This window comes from Sphingomonas swuensis, assembly GCF_039538045.1.
In the GTDB taxonomy this organism is placed as follows: Bacteria; Pseudomonadota; Alphaproteobacteria; order Sphingomonadales; family Sphingomonadaceae; genus Sphingomicrobium; species Sphingomicrobium swuense.
This window is the reverse complement of sequence record NZ_BAABBQ010000001.1, coordinates 2148758-2164572: the sequence shown is the minus strand read 5'-3', so window position 1 is coordinate 2164572 and position 15815 is coordinate 2148758. Positions and strand designations below refer to the sequence as shown.

At 60.7% G+C, this 15815-nt stretch carries 17 protein-coding genes; 2 read left to right on the top strand and 15 right to left on the bottom strand.

The window, feature by feature from the left end:
- The first annotated feature begins 8 nt into the window (after nt 1-8).
- Nucleotides 9-650 carry a DsbA family protein gene (locus ABD727_RS10760; RefSeq protein WP_344707393.1) on the top strand — a complete coding sequence of 214 codons (642 nt, stop codon included), beginning with the start codon at nt 9-11 and terminating at the stop codon, nt 648-650.
- Nucleotides 651-895: 245 nt separating this feature from the next.
- Here the strand turns inward: ABD727_RS10760 and ABD727_RS10755 are convergent, their stop codons facing one another.
- Complete coding sequence (locus tag ABD727_RS10755; RefSeq protein WP_344707392.1) at nt 896-1174, bottom strand: antitoxin Xre/MbcA/ParS toxin-binding domain-containing protein; 279 nt, start codon at nt 1172-1174, stop codon at nt 896-898.
- A 104-nt stretch (nt 1175-1278) separates the two neighbouring features.
- Nucleotides 1279-1671 carry a hypothetical protein gene (locus ABD727_RS10750; protein WP_344707391.1) on the bottom strand — a complete coding sequence of 131 codons (393 nt, stop codon included), beginning with the start codon at nt 1669-1671 and terminating at the stop codon, nt 1279-1281.
- A 569-nt stretch (nt 1672-2240) separates the two neighbouring features.
- On the opposite strand from ABD727_RS10750, the gene ABD727_RS10745 reads away from it, so the two are divergent.
- Entirely contained in the window at nt 2241-2501 is a 261-nt protein-coding gene (locus tag ABD727_RS10745; protein WP_344707390.1) for a DksA/TraR family C4-type zinc finger protein, read from the top strand.
- Nucleotides 2502-2698: 197 nt separating this feature from the next.
- Here the strand turns inward: ABD727_RS10745 and ABD727_RS10740 are convergent, their stop codons facing one another.
- From ABD727_RS10740 to ABD727_RS10680, 13 genes are all read right to left on the bottom strand, one after another.
- The gene (locus ABD727_RS10740; protein ID WP_168068275.1) at nt 2699-2992 is read right to left on the bottom strand and encodes a putative quinol monooxygenase; all 294 of its coding nucleotides are present in this window, start codon (nt 2990-2992) and stop codon (nt 2699-2701) included.
- A 533-nt stretch (nt 2993-3525) separates the two neighbouring features.
- Complete coding sequence (locus ABD727_RS10735) at nt 3526-4266, bottom strand: PepSY domain-containing protein (RefSeq protein WP_168068276.1); 741 nt, start codon at nt 4264-4266, stop codon at nt 3526-3528.
- Nucleotides 4263-4967 (bottom strand): PepSY domain-containing protein, encoded by a 705-nt coding sequence (locus tag ABD727_RS10730; RefSeq protein WP_168068277.1) that lies wholly within the window; start codon nt 4965-4967, stop codon nt 4263-4265. Before ABD727_RS10730 ends, ABD727_RS10735 begins: the two co-directional genes overlap by 4 nt.
- A 125-nt stretch (nt 4968-5092) precedes the next feature.
- A complete protein-coding gene (locus ABD727_RS10725; RefSeq protein ID WP_168068278.1) occupies nt 5093-5953 on the bottom strand; it encodes a DUF305 domain-containing protein in 861 nt (286 codons plus the stop codon).
- Between the two features lie 51 nt (nt 5954-6004).
- Nucleotides 6005-6550 carry a DUF411 domain-containing protein gene (locus ABD727_RS10720; protein ID WP_344707389.1) on the bottom strand — a complete coding sequence of 182 codons (546 nt, stop codon included), beginning with the start codon at nt 6548-6550 and terminating at the stop codon, nt 6005-6007.
- 21 nt (nt 6551-6571) lie between these two features.
- A complete protein-coding gene (locus ABD727_RS10715; protein WP_342448471.1) occupies nt 6572-7075 on the bottom strand; it encodes a DUF305 domain-containing protein in 504 nt (167 codons plus the stop codon).
- 10 nt (nt 7076-7085) lie between these two features.
- Entirely contained in the window at nt 7086-7769 is a 684-nt protein-coding gene (locus tag ABD727_RS10710; protein WP_168068279.1) for a DUF2231 domain-containing protein, read from the bottom strand.
- Entirely contained in the window at nt 7766-8251 is a 486-nt protein-coding gene (locus ABD727_RS10705) for a YybH family protein (protein WP_168068280.1), read from the bottom strand. The genes ABD727_RS10710 and ABD727_RS10705 overlap by 4 nt, the downstream gene beginning before the upstream one ends.
- 11 nt (nt 8252-8262) lie before the next feature.
- Complete coding sequence (locus ABD727_RS10700; protein ID WP_342448472.1) at nt 8263-9141, bottom strand: copper resistance protein B; 879 nt, start codon at nt 9139-9141, stop codon at nt 8263-8265.
- A gap of 628 nt (nt 9142-9769) precedes the next feature.
- Nucleotides 9770-11827, bottom strand: coding sequence for a copper resistance system multicopper oxidase (locus ABD727_RS10695; protein ID WP_168068282.1), 2058 nt, complete (start codon nt 11825-11827; stop codon nt 9770-9772).
- Between the two features lie 79 nt (nt 11828-11906).
- Nucleotides 11907-12176 (bottom strand): hypothetical protein, encoded by a 270-nt coding sequence (locus ABD727_RS10690; protein ID WP_344707388.1) that lies wholly within the window; start codon nt 12174-12176, stop codon nt 11907-11909.
- 495 nt (nt 12177-12671) lie between these two features.
- Nucleotides 12672-13082, bottom strand: a complete 411-nt coding sequence (gene cueR, locus ABD727_RS10685; protein ID WP_168068284.1) for a Cu(I)-responsive transcriptional regulator — start codon at nt 13080-13082, stop codon at nt 12672-12674.
- 106 nt (nt 13083-13188) lie between these two features.
- Entirely contained in the window at nt 13189-15558 is a 2370-nt protein-coding gene (locus tag ABD727_RS10680) for a heavy metal translocating P-type ATPase (protein WP_168068285.1), read from the bottom strand.
- Between the last annotated feature and the right edge of the window lie 257 nt (nt 15559-15815).

The window sequence follows — 15815 nt, the reverse complement described above, 5'->3', positions numbered from 1 at the left end:
AAGCCCTGATGGTGACCCTGACCCGCAGAGAGACGCTTTCCCTTGCTGGGGTAGCCATGGCTGGCGCGGCGGCGAGCATTGTCCTTCAGAGTACAGCGCCCCTGGGCCGGGATGTCAGCGACAACGCCGCCGCCAAGAGCATTATGGAAGACAATGATTGGCCCTCCTTTGGCCCCGAGGATGCTGATCTCACCGTGGTCACTTTCACCGACTATCGGTGCCCGGCCTGCCTCTATGCGGCTCCCCGTCTCGATGAGGCCGTTGAGAAGGATGGCAGAGTGCGATTGCTTTATCGCGACTGGCCGATCTTCGGCCCACAGTCAGAAGAAGCAGCGCGCGTTGCCATCGCCACGCACCTTCAAGGCCGCTACGTGGCTATGCACAAGGCTTTGATGGCCAGCAGGTCCGACTTCACCGCCGCCTCGATCATGCAGATCGCCGCTGGCGTGGGCATCGACCTGCAGCGGCTTGGCGTTGATCTGGAAACGCACGCAAGCCTGATCTCCCAACGTTTATCCCGTAATCGCCTCGATGCAGCGAGGATGCGTTTGCCCGGCACGCCCGGATACCTCATTGGCGGTCTACTGATCGTCGGAGCTTTGCAAGCTGACGAGTTTGCAACCGCCTTTGAGAATGCAAGGAAGCTCTAGGAGACTATTCACGTCTGCTTTCGGTCTCGGCCCGTTCGACGACGGATGACGGCTATGGGCGCCTAGCTGACCCGGCGCCCTTCGTGAACGAGCGTCTGCAACCGCTATCGCCGGCCCGAAACCGGCCGGTCCGCTTCCCACCATTTATAGACGAAGACCTTCTTGGGCGAGGTCCACGTTCGGGCACCGGCGTTGATGGCGGATGGTTTGGCGGTCCCCTCTGAACGGAGGCGCAGAACCATTCTTCAGACGTACACGCCGTGCTCAATCTGGTTGAGATAGGTCCTCACCTTCTCACAACCTTCTGGGTCTATAGCGATGACGGCAGGGACGTCACCGTTCAAGCCGATCTGGCTGCTCGTCAGCCAGTCTGCTGCGGCGATCCCAGGACCAATGACCTTCGCGGCAAGCTCAAGAAGACTCGGTCCTTCGGCACTCGCGAACAGGCTCGTAAGCTGATCGACGCTCCTCTGGTGCCGAAGCCTCAACTCGCTCAGCAGCTCGCCCAGCTGTTCTGCGGCCATCTGTGCTTCCTTTCCCGCATGAGTGCTGCACTTCGTCTAGAAACAATGCGAATGTCTGCTTCCGGCGTCTGCCGACCCATTGCGGACATTGGTGTCGGAGCGGTTTAGCGGATGCTGCTTATTGCTCGCCCGCGAAAATAGATGCCCAGTCTGTCACTGGTCGGCGAGTACCGATGCAGCGCCAACTCGTAGGGAACGCCGTCGACGCAGTAGACCGATGCAGCTTGGAACGGTCCTCGCAGTTCAATCTCACTGTTCAGCCGCTGGGCATCAGCTTGCGAGAGCGGTTTGCCGCCGATGCGAACGGCGTAATCCTTCTTGCGCCCCACCTTGTAATCCCAACTCTTAACGAGGGTCAGCGACTGCCGACCACATTGGTGTGTCCCGACCTCGGAACCGGCCTGCGCCGGTGGCGGAGGCGGTACGGCTGCCGCTGGCACCGCGAACACTCCCACACTGAGGCCCGCGAAAGTAGCCCAAGTTTGCCGCATGTTCATCACTGGCAGGTCTCCCGTCCCCGGTGTGTTACAGAAGGACTGAATAATAGCGGTCTGATGTCCGCTTTCCACCCAAATGCGACGTTCCTGCCGAACGTCTGAGACCGACCCATTGAGGACGTTCGTTCCACCTGATAGGATCGAAGCACCATAGCGCTTAAATTTATTCTGTGGGGCATGTGCCTGAAACCGACAAGCCTGACGACGGCCGTAAAGATGGCCTCGGAGCCGCCATGGCCTTAGGAATGTCCCTTGGGCTACTCTTCGGTCTCGTGACCTCAAACGTAGGTCTCGGACTTGTTTTTGGCCCCGTCCTCGGCATCATTCTGCACAAAGCCTATGAGAAGCGAAGCGAGCGCGATTGACACCCTCTGGCTTGCTGCGACGTCCGCTTACCACCAATTGCGGACGTTCGGCAGAACATTCAAAAACCCAGCTGTTCTCCTTACGATCGATTGAGATCAGCAGTTGACGTCGTGGGGTGAACGGCTCCGGCGAGGTGGGCACCTTATCTCTCAGGATGGCAATGGCGCACTCGCCTTCCCATATGCTTGAGGAAGGAGAGGCGCATGGCCGGCGGTTGGACGCGCGATGGCGCGGTTCAGGATCAGATTGATGATACAGTAGCGGACGCGGTGCTGGCCGCTCGGGCAAGCATGCCCAGTGGCGAGAGTGAGCCGTTCTGTACTGTGTGCGGAGATGACATCCCCATGGGTCGCCGCCGAGCAATGCCGGGAGTCCGCACCTGCGTGACATGCCAGAACGGTCGCGATCGACCACTGGCGTCAGTGTTCAATCGACGCGGCAGCAAGGACAGTCAGCTGCGTTGACACCTTTGTCTCTGCGAGGTTTCTCGTTTTCTAGACGTTCAAGGCGATTGTGGGGAACTGCTCTCCAAAAGCAGCTCCTCACTCATCACTCAGGCGGATGGCTGCTACGGCCGCCGATACCGGTGGTCGCGAACCAGCTTTCTTGATTCAAAATTGCCATTCATCACGGCGCTGATCGAGATGGTGCTCAGCAGCCATTACTTCGCTGCCAAGAGCGTAAGTCTATGGATCTGCGGGGGCTCGACGAAGAGTTCTTCCGCCTTCTCCATCAACGCCGCAGCAACCTTGCCATCCAGATGGGTCTGCCGATCTCCCTCGGTATCGAATGTGTCGAAGATCGCGTATTCGCCATCGCCTTCTTGGATCGCATACCAAGTCAAGGTCCCAGGTTCGGCTTCAACTAGGGGTAGCGCGGAAGTGAGAAAGGCGGCGACATCGCTTTCCTTACCGGGTTTGGCCTTCAACGGCACGTACAGCGCAAGTTTCGGCATCTTTGACTCCTCGATAGAAACGACCAACTCCCGGCCGGTTACATAACGAGCGAGCGGGTGAGAACGATGCGTCCGCAATAGCGGACCACTACTCGCTCAATTAAATAGACCCTCGGGCTTTACAGCCGAAGGTCCGGAGTTCGAGCCCCTCGGAGCGAGGCTAACCTCAATATCTGGACTTCGACTAACGCTCGAGGCGAATGCCGCCTTTCCAAGGCTCATCATCAACGAACCAGCCATCGGCTATCGATTTAGGATCTGATTCACCCAGCGGCCGCTTACCGGGTGAAGCGTCGGATCCCTATATGCCAGGAACGGGCGCAAGCGAGTCGTCACGCTCCGCATGAACGAGCGTCCGCTATCCGCCTCAGTTCACCCGAAAGCAGCCGGTCGGCTAACCACCACCAGTTGACGGCGAGATCTGGCCTAACCCTAGCGGCGGAAAGTGGCCGAACGCAGACGGTCTGCTTCCCTTCAGTTCTTGGCCAATCACGGACCTTGGGCGAAGGATCACCTGCCCGCCCAAACCAAAACTATCGAGTGCCCGCGCCCGAAGGAGTTCCCCTGGAAAACTTCAGCCATGTGAGATCGTGCCGCCACATCGTACGGAACAGCAGCCAAAAGCCTGTCACCGCCAACCATGCCATAGCTATGCCAACGGTCACTATGAGCGGGTGGTTGAAGCTGGTGCGCTTGGCATAGTCCATGTTGTGGAGCATCCAGAAGAAGTCCCACCAGCGCCAAGTGTCATTCCTGCGTTCCAGGACCGCGCCGGTAGTGCCTGACACATAGTAACTGCTGTGTCGGTCGTCGCGGAATGCGACCTGCCAAATCGGTAATTGGTGTTCTCGAACAGCCAGCGTCAATTCGGTGAGCGGCGTCACATGGGCAACGACTGCGCGATCCGGATGAGCAGCGGCAGCAATTAGCTGAGCCTCGCGCTCCCCTATCTGGACTGGCAAGCCGGTAGCAGCGTTGAACAGGCGGGCACCCGCGTTTGGGGAAGTCACCAGTAGGTGCTGGCCCCAAGGCAGCGGCTGGAGCGACACCTTGGTTACAGACTGGCCAGCGAGCGCCTGCTGGACCCGTGGCCACGCGACTGGCGTGGCTCGCAGCCCCGGCGTGCTCTGTCCGCCTCGCTTGCCCCCGGCGACCTCCTCCATGTTGAGCAACGCCATGGCAGTGCCACTGATTGCCCACAGCAGGAATTGAACGCCGATGATCAGGCCAACCCACTTATGGATGCGACGGAGCCAGATCGACTTGATGGTCATGCTCGTGCCGCTCCCTTCTTCTTTTTTCTCGGGAAGGCATAGAGCAGAAGCCAGGCACCTGAGAGGGCGAGCAGGACGGTGCCCCAGGTGAAAACACGCAGCACCAGGTTGTTGACGTTCTCGCGCTCATCATAGTCCATGATGTGCAGCATCCAGACGAAGTCGAAGATACGCCAAAGCTCATGACGACGTGAAATCAATTCGCCGGTCGTCGGCGAGAGGTAGAGCGTCGGCTTGTTCCAGTGCGCGAACTCCACGCGCCAGAGCGGCGGCTTCCGGCCCCTTATCTCGCCCGGAATGTCGGTGATCAGCCTCGCAGACGAGATTGGCTCGGGGCCGGTGTAGTATGAGCGGGCGAGCGCCCGGACCTGCTGCTCCATTGGACGGGCAACAGCCTTCCCGTTTCTAGCGTCGACAACTTGCTCACCAGCTTGACCGGTCAGGACATAGACCGGTCGGCTATCAATCCACGCCAAACGGACATTCTCGGCACCGGAGGACGAAGCAAGGGCGATCGGATCTCTCAGCGTTGCCGCATCTACGCCCGGTGGCTGCTGATGGCGCACGAAGTGATCGCCATGGATCGTGTCGATGTGGATCGAGGTCATGTAAAGGCCGCTGAGCGACCAAACGACCACTTGCAGGCCGAGGAAGAGGCCAAGCCACTTGTGAGTTTTTCGGGCAATCACACGGCTACGCATCAGTTGACGATCGCTCCCCCAGCGAGTTTGGTGGCGGGCCGGCAGGTCACTGCCAGCCCATTCCTTCTGAGGATGACGGAAGGGATAAACTCGCGCCAATCGAGCCCCATCACCTCCTCATGCGATCAGCAGTGCCCTGCTGCGCGATGCTCCGGAGCGCAAGTCGATGCCGCAGGGGCAGGTTCGGCCTTTGCGGGAGGCGCCGCGCTTGCCTTCGGCTCGGCCGGACGGGCAGCTGATGTGGCTTTCGGCTGAGCCTTCGGTTCGGCCTTAGCCGTATCTGTCGGTGCGGGTTCTGCCTTGGCCTGCGCAGCGGTCTTCGCTCCCGATTGCTGCATCGCGCTCTGCATCGGTTCGCCCCGCAGCATGGCCTCAACCATGGCGATTTCCTTCTGCTGATCCGCGCGAGTCTTCTGGATCTGGCTGCGAAGCGTGCCTGTCACTCCGTTCGCAAGAGCCACGTCCGACATCGCCACAGCACCCTTATGGTGCTCCAGCATTTTGCGCATGTAGGTTTGCGAGACGTCCGAGCCCGACGCCGCCATCATCTTCTGGTGCATGTCCATCATAGCCGGGCGGTACAGCTCAGCGCTGCGCTGGTCGGGCGCACCCTTCTGAACCAGTTTCTGGAGATCCTCGATCTCCTTACCCTGCTTGGCGATGGTCTCGCGCGCCATCTTTGCGACATCGGCGGTTGGGTTCTGGTCCAGAACGATGCGGGACATGTCGATCGCCCCCTGATGGTGCACGATCATCTTCTTGAGCCAATTCTGGCCGACGTCGCTGCCAACCGCAGCCATCATCTGCTCGTCCATGCGCATCTCGGCCTCCGCAAATGGCCCGCTCATCTGCATGGAGTTACCTGCCGCCATATTGGCATCCATCGCTGGCTCGTTCGCAGCAACCTGGTTATCGGCTTGCGATCCGCACGCTGCCAACCCGGCCGTAGCCATCAGCAGAGCCGTGAATTTCGTTACCTTGTTCATGTTCGTTCTCCTTGAGAGCCGCCCCGCTCAAGTCTTGTATGTCTCGGCCGATCAGCCCTTCACTGATCGGTAGAGGCTAGTTCGACCGTCTGCACCGAATGCAACCACGTTGAATGGTTCCTTCGTGCCATCCGGACTTTCCATGCCAGGTGACCCAGAAGGCATTCCTGCTACCGCAATCCCCTTGATGTCCTTCGGACGCTCGCGAAGCAGCCTGTCGACATCCTCAGCGGGAACGTGACCTTCGATAACGTAGCCGCCAACGAGGCTGGTGTGGCAGGAAGCTAGGTCCGTCGGCACGCCATAGCGCTGCTTCACCGAAGCCATGTCTGGCCGATCCGTCACTCGCACATCGTACCCGGCTTGGCGGGCTCGCTCGGCCCAGAGCGAACAGCAGCCGCAGTTCGGGTCTCGGAAGACGGTGATGACTTCAGCCTTCGTCGGCGCAGCTGCTTGAACTTGAGGAGCTGCCGGCTCACCCGTCGCCGCCTTGTTGTTGACAGGCTCCGAAGTGCCGCAACTGGAAAGCAAGGCACTCATCAGGGCGCACGATGCGGGGAGCTTCCAGCGCCTCCGCGCTCCATCTTCAACTTTCATGACGAACCTCCATCAGCCTACTTACATTCGCGCCATGATCTGCTTCATCTCGTCGATCTCGCGCTGCTGAGCGGGAATGATCTCGTCGCACAAACGCTTGATCTCGGCGTCCCTGATGCTCGACTCGCGGCACATCAGGATCGCACCAGAGTGATGCGGTATCATCGAGCGCAGGAACTGCTTGTCGCCAACCAGCCATTGCTGACGTGTCGCCAGGAAGGATAGGACGAGGACAAGGGCAAAGAGGGCGTGCAGCGCCATGTTCAGGCGCTTGTTCTTATACATGCCGCTCATCATCAGCAGCATCAGCGAGCCCATTGGCGCCCACATCGTGAGAGCCATGTAGAAGAAATTCACGTTCTGAATGAACTCGCCAAGCGAGTTGATCATAGCGAACATGACGAAGTACATGATGGCCAGACTGATCGTCAGGTTCAGCGCCAGCATTCTGTAGTGGCTTCGCATCATGGCCGCGTCGTCCATCGAGTTGCCGGCGGTCTGATGGTGCTCATGTCCCTGTTGCATGCTTCTCTCCTCAGAACATCAGGTGTTCGATGCCGTGCGTGATGCCCGCGCCCAGGAAGCCCTGAACGGCGATTGCAATTGTCATCACGGTGAGCGCCAGGATCATGCCAGCGCCCCGATCTTCCCACGGACGACGCCACGCCCACACGGCCAAAGCGGCGCCGCCAACTCCAACGAGAACGCCGAGCCAACGATGGTAGCTTAGGATAGGGTCCGGTTCTGATCCCATGCCAGCCAGCCAACCTGCGGCGGCAGCGATGGGAGCGAAGATGCCTCCCGCGATGACCAAGAATTGCACGGGCGCGGAGAAGGCGGGCCGGCGGCGGCCGACAATTGCGGTGAACAAAGCGGCGGGAAAGAAAGCGATCGGAAAGTGAACGACGAGCGGATGAAAGCGCCCCATCCATTCGTAAAGACGCTGGAAAAAGGGCATGTTGGAGCGGTCGGTCTCCATATCCATGCCCTCCATCATCCCGTGAGAAGGCTCTTGAGCGGCACCTTTTGGAACGCTGCCAGCGCCGCTCAAGACGCCCGGGTGTCCAGGTTGCATCTGTTGCGCTTGCGTCGCATTCCCATGCTTCTCGCCTTTATGCGCGAGGGCGGGCGGCGACGCTGCGAACGCAACAAGGACTAGAATAGCAGCCACCCAACTGCGCAGCAGGACGCCAAGGCGCCTAAGTTGCTTGTTGTTCATGATGCCCTCGGCTTGCGAGCGGAGTTGTGCATGGAGACAATCTTCCACTGCCCACCGATCTTCTTCAGCACGCTCGTTGCTACACCGCGTCGCTCGGCAATTTCACCGCTCTTTGTCTCGATGCGATAGTTGTATGTCTCAATGGCGTGGGCTGCCGCTGGTCCAATCAGGTGAACGTCGACCTTGTAGTCTGAGAAACGAAATAACCTGAACTCGTGCAGCTCCGGACCAAGGTGATGCGCAAGGTAGTTGGCGTATGTACCCTCCACACCACCTGTCTCGAAGATGGTGGAGTCCTTCGCGAACAAGCGCTCGGTGTTTGTCGCGTCCAATTTCTCGATCGCAGCCTTGTACTGCGCAAGAACGGTCTTGATTGCCGCGATTTCAGCGCGCTGGGCTGCGGCCGGCAGCGCTTGACTGGGTTGAGCAACCGCTGGGGATGCAACGAGCAGTGCGACGCTGAGGAAAAATGCATGCTTCATCTAGCCTCTCCTCAGAACCAGGTTCGTACGCCGATGAGCAGCTGGAGAGCGCCCGCCTTCTCGCCCTCGGCTCGCCTGTAACTGGCGGTTCTGCCGAAAGCGCGCTCGTACTGAACACCGATGTAAGGAGCGAACTCGCGCCTGATGTCGTATCGAAGGCGGGCACCGAACTCAGCCTTGGACAGGCCAGCACCAACCCCGATCTCGCGGCTATTCTGAGCGGCAAAGTCGAACTCAACCCTTGGCTGCAAGATGAGCCGCTGCGTTATGCGCTGATCGTAATAGCCACCAACGCGAGCGGAGAGCTCGCCCTTGTTCGACAGGAAGAGCGCGCCCTCAACGTCGAAGAAGCTGGGGGCAAGTCCCTCCAACTGCACGGTGGCGTACACGCGCGATGGGTTCGGCTTGAAGTCATAGCGAAGCCCGCCTTGCACATTCCAATATGGGTCTATTGCGTGACTGTAGAGGGCCTGGACTTCGGCGCTCTCAATGCCCTCACCGAAGACGCCTTCACCTTCGGTCTTGAGCCAAAATCGGTTTATGTCGCCGCCGTACCAGGCTTCGCTTTCCCAGCCGTAGCCATCAGCGCCCTTCCCAGCTCGATATTCAGCGATGTTGTTCAAGACTTGGAAGAACTTCTGGTCGCCATGAAACTCTTCGAGGTGGTGACGGCCCATGTCCATGGCCGCCCGGCCGTAGAATGCGTCCGCTGCATTGGCGGTGGGTACAGGCGGCGGTGGCGCGTTTCCGGCCGGAAGGTTGGTGCCCTCGAGCGAAGCACTGGATTGACCCGAGCCTTGGTCCGGACTCGGCGTGCAGTGACCCATGGCTGCATGCTCAGGCGGACAGGCCGCCTGAGCTGGCGCAGACTGGGTCTTGGGGCTGGCCACCGACTGAGCCTGTGGCGCCGAGGGCGTGCAGTGCCCCATCGCTGCATGCTCGGGCGGACAGGCCGTCTGAGCTGGTGCAGACTGGGCTTTGGGGGCGGACACTGACTGAGCCTGGGACGCCAATGGTGTGCAGTGACCCATCGCCGCATGCTCGGGCGGACAAGCGGTCTGACCCGTTGCAGCTGCAGGAGCAGCTGGGGTCGTTCGAGCAGGCGCTGCCTGCACCGTTGTTGGAGCTGCGGGTGTGCAATGTCCCATCGCGGCATGTTCTGGCGCACAGGTCGCCTGCGGAGGCGTCGATCGAGCCGGCGCAGCTCCCGAAGCCTGTTGCTGCGGGGGCAGAGTCGGCTGAGGTTGGGGGGCCGGCGTACAATGGCCCATGGCTGCATGCTCGGGCGGACAGGCAGACTGTGCGGTTGAAGTCGACGCAGGCCTTGTTCCTGCCCCGGGCTGCTGTCTTTGCACGGGTCGAACCGGCGCGGGCGTGCAGTGGCCCATGGCGGCATGCTCCGGAAGGCAAGCAGACTGCGCTGACGTCCTTGCGGCAGGCTGATTGCTGTGCCCTGCATGTTGCGCTGCTGCAGGTGCTGCCGGCACGACAGCCGCTGCGGCCCCAAGCAGAGCCAGCTTAAGAGGCGAGGTCATTTTGCATGTCTCCCTGCAAGGGGCGCACGGTCACGACCCGCATCATCCCGGCAGTCATGTGGTAGAGGTTGTGGCAGTGGAACGCCCAGTCGCCGGCCGCATCGGCGGTCACGTCGAACGTCATTTTGCCTCCTGGCGGCACGTTCACGGTGTGCTTGCGAGGGGCGTAAGCACCATGGCCAGTGACCAGTTCGAAGAAATGCCCATGCAAGTGGATCGGGTGGGGCATCATCGTGTCATTCACCAATGTGACACGCACCCGTTCGTTAAGCCGGAACGGAATGGGATCAGCGGGATCGCTGAGCTTCTTGCCATCAAAGCCCCACATGTAGCGTTCCATGTTTCCGGTAAGGTGGATCTCCAACTGGCGGGTCGGTGCGCGGACATCGGGATTGCGCTGAAGGGCCACTAGATCACGATAGGTGAGCACCCTGTGATCCATGCCCTCAAGGCCCTGCGGTGGCTCGCCAGTTCGATCCATCGGCATCGGCGAGATCGACTGGACACCAGGGTTCTTGTCGACCTGAGGGGCGTTCTTGAAATCACGCATGCTCATGGATCCGTGATCCATGCCCTGCATGGCGCCACCCTGCGCCGGAGAGCCATGTCCCATGGCCGAATGGTCCATCCCTGCCATCGAGCCAGCCGCAGCGGGTCCAGCCGCGCCATGACCCATGGCTGCGTGGTCCATGCCGGCCATAGAGCCTTGCCCCATGCCGCTCATCGTGGCTGCTACGGCCGCTCCGGCGGCAGCCTTGATCGTGCCGTGTTCGGTGGGCTCCTTCCAGCCCGTCAGCTTCCACAGATTGCGGGACGCGTTCTGCTCAGCCGAGGGATCGACACCTCGCCGAACGGCAACGTTCGGCACGTTCGGTCCATCCATGGCCATCCCGCCATGATCCATCCCCGCCATGCCGCTCATATCCATGCCCATGTCTTTCATGGTGAGCAGGGGACGCGGGCGGAGTGGTGGAACGGGCGCGAACATCCCTTCGCGCGGCGCAAGCGTGGCTCGACCCATTCCAGACCGGTCGATCGCCTCGCTGACGAAGCTGTAGGCGCGGTCCCCGGGGGTGACGACGACATCAAACGTTTCAGCGACGCCGATCTGGAACTCATCAACGGTAACGGGACGGACATTCTGACCATCCGCTTGGACGACCGTCATCGGCAGGTCAGGGATGCGGACATTGAAGTTCGTCTGGGCCGACGCGTTGATGATGCGAAGCCGCACGCGTTCGCCGGCACGAAACAAGCCCGTCCAGTTGTCGTAAGGTCCGTGGCCATTGACCGTAAAATTGTAGGTCGATCCAGTGACGTCGGCGATGTCGGCGGGGTCCATCCGCATCTTGGCCCATTCACGCCGCTCCTTGGCAGGCATGTCGCGGCCGGCAAGCGCACCCGAGAGGGTCAGGCGCTGGTGGTTGAAGTAGCCACCGCCCATCTGCTTCAGCTTCTTGTAGACCGTGGCGCCGCTCAGCGGCGTGTGATCGGAGAGGACGAGCACGTGCTCGCGGTCGTAAGCGACAGGATCAGGCCCAGCCGGATCGATCACGATCGGGCCATAGAGGCCATCCTCCTCTTGGTAGGCCGAATGCGAATGGTACCAGTACGTCCCGTAGTGAGGGACCGCGAACTCGTAGGTGAAGGTCGAGCGAGGCATGATGCCTGGAAAGCTGACGCCTGGAACCCCGTCCATCTGGAAAGGCACGAGCAGCCCGTGCCAGTGGATCGAGCTCTCTTCATCAAGCGTGTTCTGCACCCGCAGGCGTACACGCTCACCCTCCTTGAGGCGGACAAGCGGAGCTGGCACGGTGCCGTTCACTCCGATGGCGCGGCTAAGCTTGCCGTCCACCTTCACGGCGACTTGGCCGATCGTCAGAGCGATATCAGAGCCGCTAACGGTAGGTAGCGGCCGAGCGATCCCGCGAGACACGGTCTGTGCCCAGGCGGGCATAGCAGCAGCGAAGCCGACGCCGGCACCGCCAAGGGCGGCGGCGCGCAGAAACTGGCGCCGCTCGAGAGCGAGCTTATCAAACATGTAGGATCCTTGCGGAGTCATGGCGCGAAAGGGTGCCGGCGGCGGCCCTAAGGCGCACCGCCGGCTTCCTCAGAGCGGCTTAGTGCTGGTGACCGCCAGGTGCGGTAGTCTTGGACATGTCGTGGCCCGCGTGCGGATCGGTGCCAGCCTTCATGTCATGGCCCATCTTGGAATGGTCCATCTTGGAATGGTCCATGTCCTTGCAGCAGTTGGACTTCATGTCCTTGCAGCAGGGCTTGTCCATTTTCTCGCAGCAGGTGGCCTTGGGAGCAGGCGCAGGAGCAACCTGAGCCTGAGCAACCGCCGGAAGAGCAATCGACAGAGCGATCGCCCTCAGAATCTTGTTCATGTGAAACTCCGTGAAATCGAGGATTTGTTCGATTTCACGCAGATCGTGGAGGAGGTGTAGCAAGCTCGCGCGGTGAGCCAATCAGGACGATTGATGGCGACGATGTGACGTCCGCATGGATAACCATGTGGTCCGCAGCGGGAGCTGTCGGTGTCACTGCAATACCCATGCACATCGATGCACAGCAGTTCTTGCCGGGCACCTTCTCGGGCTTGGAGCCCTCATCAGATGCCCCATCGCAATGCGCGGATGCACTCGTCTGCTGGTAGTGCGAAGATGTGGGAGCTGACTGCTGCTCCATTGCGTTCGCCGCCACCGGGGCCACAAGCACGGCCAGCGCCAGAAGCGCTTGCAGAAGCCCTCGAAGGCTCGTGATGTGACGTACCAAGTGCATAATATCGGCTAGTAGGCCCAATCCGTTCTAGGCGCTTCCGTTCCCTGCCGGGCCAAAAGCCATCCTGAACAGCCCATATAGGGTTTGACACAGTGTCAGGGTCAAGCTCCTTTTGGCGTACGCTCTTCAGACTCAAGGCATGCCAAGATGGGGCAATCAGGCCGATCATCACCGCTACAAGCGTCGGCAAGGCCCTGCAGAGTGGCGCGCATCTGCTCCAACTGGCGGGCCTTACGGCCGAGTTCTTCTGCCCTGGTGAGAGCCAGTGCCTTCACATCAGCGCTAGAACGGGACCGGTCGTGCCAGAGCTGGAGAAGCTGGCGGATGTCTTCTATGGGGAAACCGAGGTCTCTCGCGCGGCCGATGAAGTGAAGAGTGTGAAGGTCACGCTCGTCGTAATCGCGATAGCCGGACTCGCGCCTGACTGCCTGCGGTATCAAGCCGATCTTCTCGTAGTGTCGGATCATCCGCTGACTGACGCCACTAGCTGATGAAATCTGACCGATCTTCATGCGAATGGACTCGCTCCGACGCTCTTCGAGGAGCCAGCAGACAAGGACCGGGCAGAGAGAGAAGTCCCGTCACCACTCCTCGTACAGCCCGCATTTTCAAGTCTTCTCACAGCTGCAAACTCCGGAGCCGCAGGGCGTTGCCGATCACTGATACGGAGGAGAGGCTCATGGCCAAGGCGGCGATCATAGGAGAGAGTAGAATACCGAAGACGGGATACAACACGCCGGCGGCGATGGGCACCCCAAGCGCATTGTAGCCGAAGGCAAACATGAGGTTCTGGCGAATGTTGGCTGTCACCGCTCGGCTGAGCCGCCGCGCGCGCACAAGGCCGGTCAGATCACCCCTCACCAGAGTTACGCCCGCACTCTCAACCGCAACGTCTGCGCCCGTTCCCATCGCGATTCCGATATCGGCTCGGGCAAGAGCAGGAGCATCGTTGACCCCGTCTCCGGCCATGGCGACCACTCGGCCCTGCTCCTTCAGTCGCTCGATCGCTGCATCTTTGTCGGCAGGCAGCACGTCGGCGACTACCTCGTCGATCCCGAGCCTCCGAGCGACTGCTTCAGCCGTACGGCGATTGTCGCCGGTCAGCATGATGATGCGCAGGCCCTCTCTATGAAGACCGGCGATGGCCGCCTCGGTGGTTTGCTTGACCGGATCGGCGACTGCGATGAGCCCTGCGGCTTGCCCATCTACCGCGACAAACATCACGGTCGCGCCTTCATCCCGGTGCTTGCCGGCAGAGGCCTCTAGCTCCTGGGCATTTGCGCCTTCCGCCAGCATCAGCGCGCCATTGCCGATTGCTGTCCTGCGGTTCTCGATCTTCCCGACCAGTCCCTTGCCGCTGATCGACTGGAAGTCGGTCACTGGCGATGGGAACAAGGCACGCTCCTCAGCGCCCCTGACGATTGCGTGAGCAAGCGGGTGAGCACTGGAAGCCTCTAACGAAGCCGCAATTCGCAGCAGCTCCTCCGGGGACAAGGTCGTGGAAGGCTCAACTGCCACCAGAGCTGGCTTACCTTCGGTAAGCGTGCCGGTCTTGTCGACGACCAGGGTATCAACGCTGGCAAAACGCTCCAGAGCTTCGGCATTCTTGATGAGCACGCCTGATTGCGCGCCCTTCCCGACGCCAACCATGATCGACATGGGCGTGGCCAGTCCCAGAGCGCATGGACATGCAATGATGAGGACGCTGACCGCAGCAACTAGCGCGAAGGCAAGACGGGGCTCCGGCGCGGCGAAGGACCAGATTGCGAACGCAATCACTGCAACGGCAATCACGGCTGGTACGAACCACGCTGAGACTTGATCGACCTTACGCTGAATCGGCGCCTGGCTGCGCTGCGCCTCAGCAACCATCTGCACGATGCGTGAGAGCATGGTCTCTGATCCGACCCGGTCGGCGCGCATGACGAAGCTGCCGTCGCCGTTGATTGAACCGCCAGTGACCGCAGATCCGGTCTCCTTGGCAATCGGAAGCGGCTCTCCGGTCAACATCGACTCGTCCACAGAAGACGCGCCTTCAAGTACTTCCCCGTCGACAGGGATTGCTTCGCCAGGTTTGACCCTGAGCTGGTCGCCACTCCTGACCATATCGAGCGGAACATCGCGTTCCTTACCAGCATGGATCAGGTGCGCAGTCTTAGGCGCAAGGTCGAGCAAGGCTCGGATCGCTGAGCCGGTCTGTTCACGGGCGCGCAGCTCCAGAACCTGACCGAGCAGCACCAAGGTCACGATCACTGCCGCCGCCTCAAAGTACAGGCCCACGCCGCCATCGTGTGTGCGGAACGCAGGTGGGAAGAGTTGGGGGGCTACGGCTCCCACGATTGAGTAAGCCCAGGCAATGCCGGTCCCAATCGCGATCAGGGTGAACATATTGAGGTGGAGGGTCTTGAGGCTCTGCCAGCCGCGTACGAAGAACGGCCAGCCACCCCACAGCACGACCGGGGTCGCCATGACGAGTTCGACCCAGTCCAGCGTGCGACCGCCAATAAACTCGATTGTCGTTGGCCAGAAGTGCCGAAGCATGACGAGGACAAACAATGGCGCGGACAAGGCGGCCGACACGACGAAGCGCCGGCGCATATCGAGATACTCTTCCGAAGGCCCGTTGTTTGGATCGAACGCCTTCGGTTCCAGGGCCATGCCGCAGATTGGGCAGGTGCCAGGTCCGATCTGCACGATTTCTGGGTGCATCGGGCAGGTGTACTCGACGTCGACCAAAGCCGCGTCCGGGGTTGCTTGCGCCGGATCGAGATAAAGCTCCGGCCTGAGCTCGAAGCGCTCCCGGCACTTTACTGAGCAGAAATGATATTTCTGTCCGCCGTGCTCAGCATGATGCGGGGTCGTCGCCGGATCGACCGTCATGCCGCAAACGGGATCAATGAACTTTCCTGCTGGCGCATGCTCGTGAGAGGCATTGGACCCATGATTGTGGCCGCAGGCAGAGCCGGTTGCGTGAGAATGTTTTTGCATGGCCGACTCCAGATGCACCCTGACATCATGTTAGGGTCAAGAGTGGTTTATCTGGAACGAACGACGCGCCTTGGTGGGCTCGCAATGTCGGCTTGCGGCACGGCCAGCTGTTTGCTCGAAGGACCGAGATGGGCGCTTAGCTGACCCGGCGCCCTGCATGAACGAGCGTCTGCAATTCGCTATCCCCGGCCCGAAAACAGACGTTCCGCTTTCCACCAGTCACAGCCTCTTTGCTCGTTTTCCCTTTGGCCATTGTC

Coding starts and splice junctions, on each gene's coding strand:
- ABD727_RS10760 (WP_344707393.1), top strand. CDS start 9: ATGGTGACCCTGACCCGCAGAGAGACGCTTTCCCTTGCTGGGGTAGCC.
- ABD727_RS10755 (WP_344707392.1), bottom strand. CDS start 1,174: ATGGCCGCAGAACAGCTGGGCGAGCTGCTGAGCGAGTTGAGGCTTCGG.
- ABD727_RS10750 (WP_344707391.1), bottom strand. CDS start 1,671: ATGAACATGCGGCAAACTTGGGCTACTTTCGCGGGCCTCAGTGTGGGA.
- ABD727_RS10745 (WP_344707390.1), top strand. CDS start 2,241: ATGGCCGGCGGTTGGACGCGCGATGGCGCGGTTCAGGATCAGATTGAT.
- ABD727_RS10740 (WP_168068275.1), bottom strand. CDS start 2,992: ATGCCGAAACTTGCGCTGTACGTGCCGTTGAAGGCCAAACCCGGTAAG.
- ABD727_RS10735 (WP_168068276.1), bottom strand. CDS start 4,266: ATGACCATCAAGTCGATCTGGCTCCGTCGCATCCATAAGTGGGTTGGC.
- ABD727_RS10730 (WP_168068277.1), bottom strand. CDS start 4,967: ATGCGTAGCCGTGTGATTGCCCGAAAAACTCACAAGTGGCTTGGCCTC.
- ABD727_RS10725 (WP_168068278.1), bottom strand. CDS start 5,953: ATGAACAAGGTAACGAAATTCACGGCTCTGCTGATGGCTACGGCCGGG.
- ABD727_RS10720 (WP_344707389.1), bottom strand. CDS start 6,550: ATGAAAGTTGAAGATGGAGCGCGGAGGCGCTGGAAGCTCCCCGCATCG.
- ABD727_RS10715 (WP_342448471.1), bottom strand. CDS start 7,075: ATGCAACAGGGACATGAGCACCATCAGACCGCCGGCAACTCGATGGAC.
- ABD727_RS10710 (WP_168068279.1), bottom strand. CDS start 7,769: ATGAACAACAAGCAACTTAGGCGCCTTGGCGTCCTGCTGCGCAGTTGG.
- ABD727_RS10705 (WP_168068280.1), bottom strand. CDS start 8,251: ATGAAGCATGCATTTTTCCTCAGCGTCGCACTGCTCGTTGCATCCCCA.
- ABD727_RS10695 (WP_168068282.1), bottom strand. CDS start 11,827: ATGTTTGATAAGCTCGCTCTCGAGCGGCGCCAGTTTCTGCGCGCCGCC.
- ABD727_RS10690 (WP_344707388.1), bottom strand. CDS start 12,176: ATGAACAAGATTCTGAGGGCGATCGCTCTGTCGATTGCTCTTCCGGCG.
- cueR (WP_168068284.1), bottom strand. CDS start 13,082: ATGAAGATCGGTCAGATTTCATCAGCTAGTGGCGTCAGTCAGCGGATG.
- ABD727_RS10680 (WP_168068285.1), bottom strand. CDS start 15,558: ATGCAAAAACATTCTCACGCAACCGGCTCTGCCTGCGGCCACAATCAT.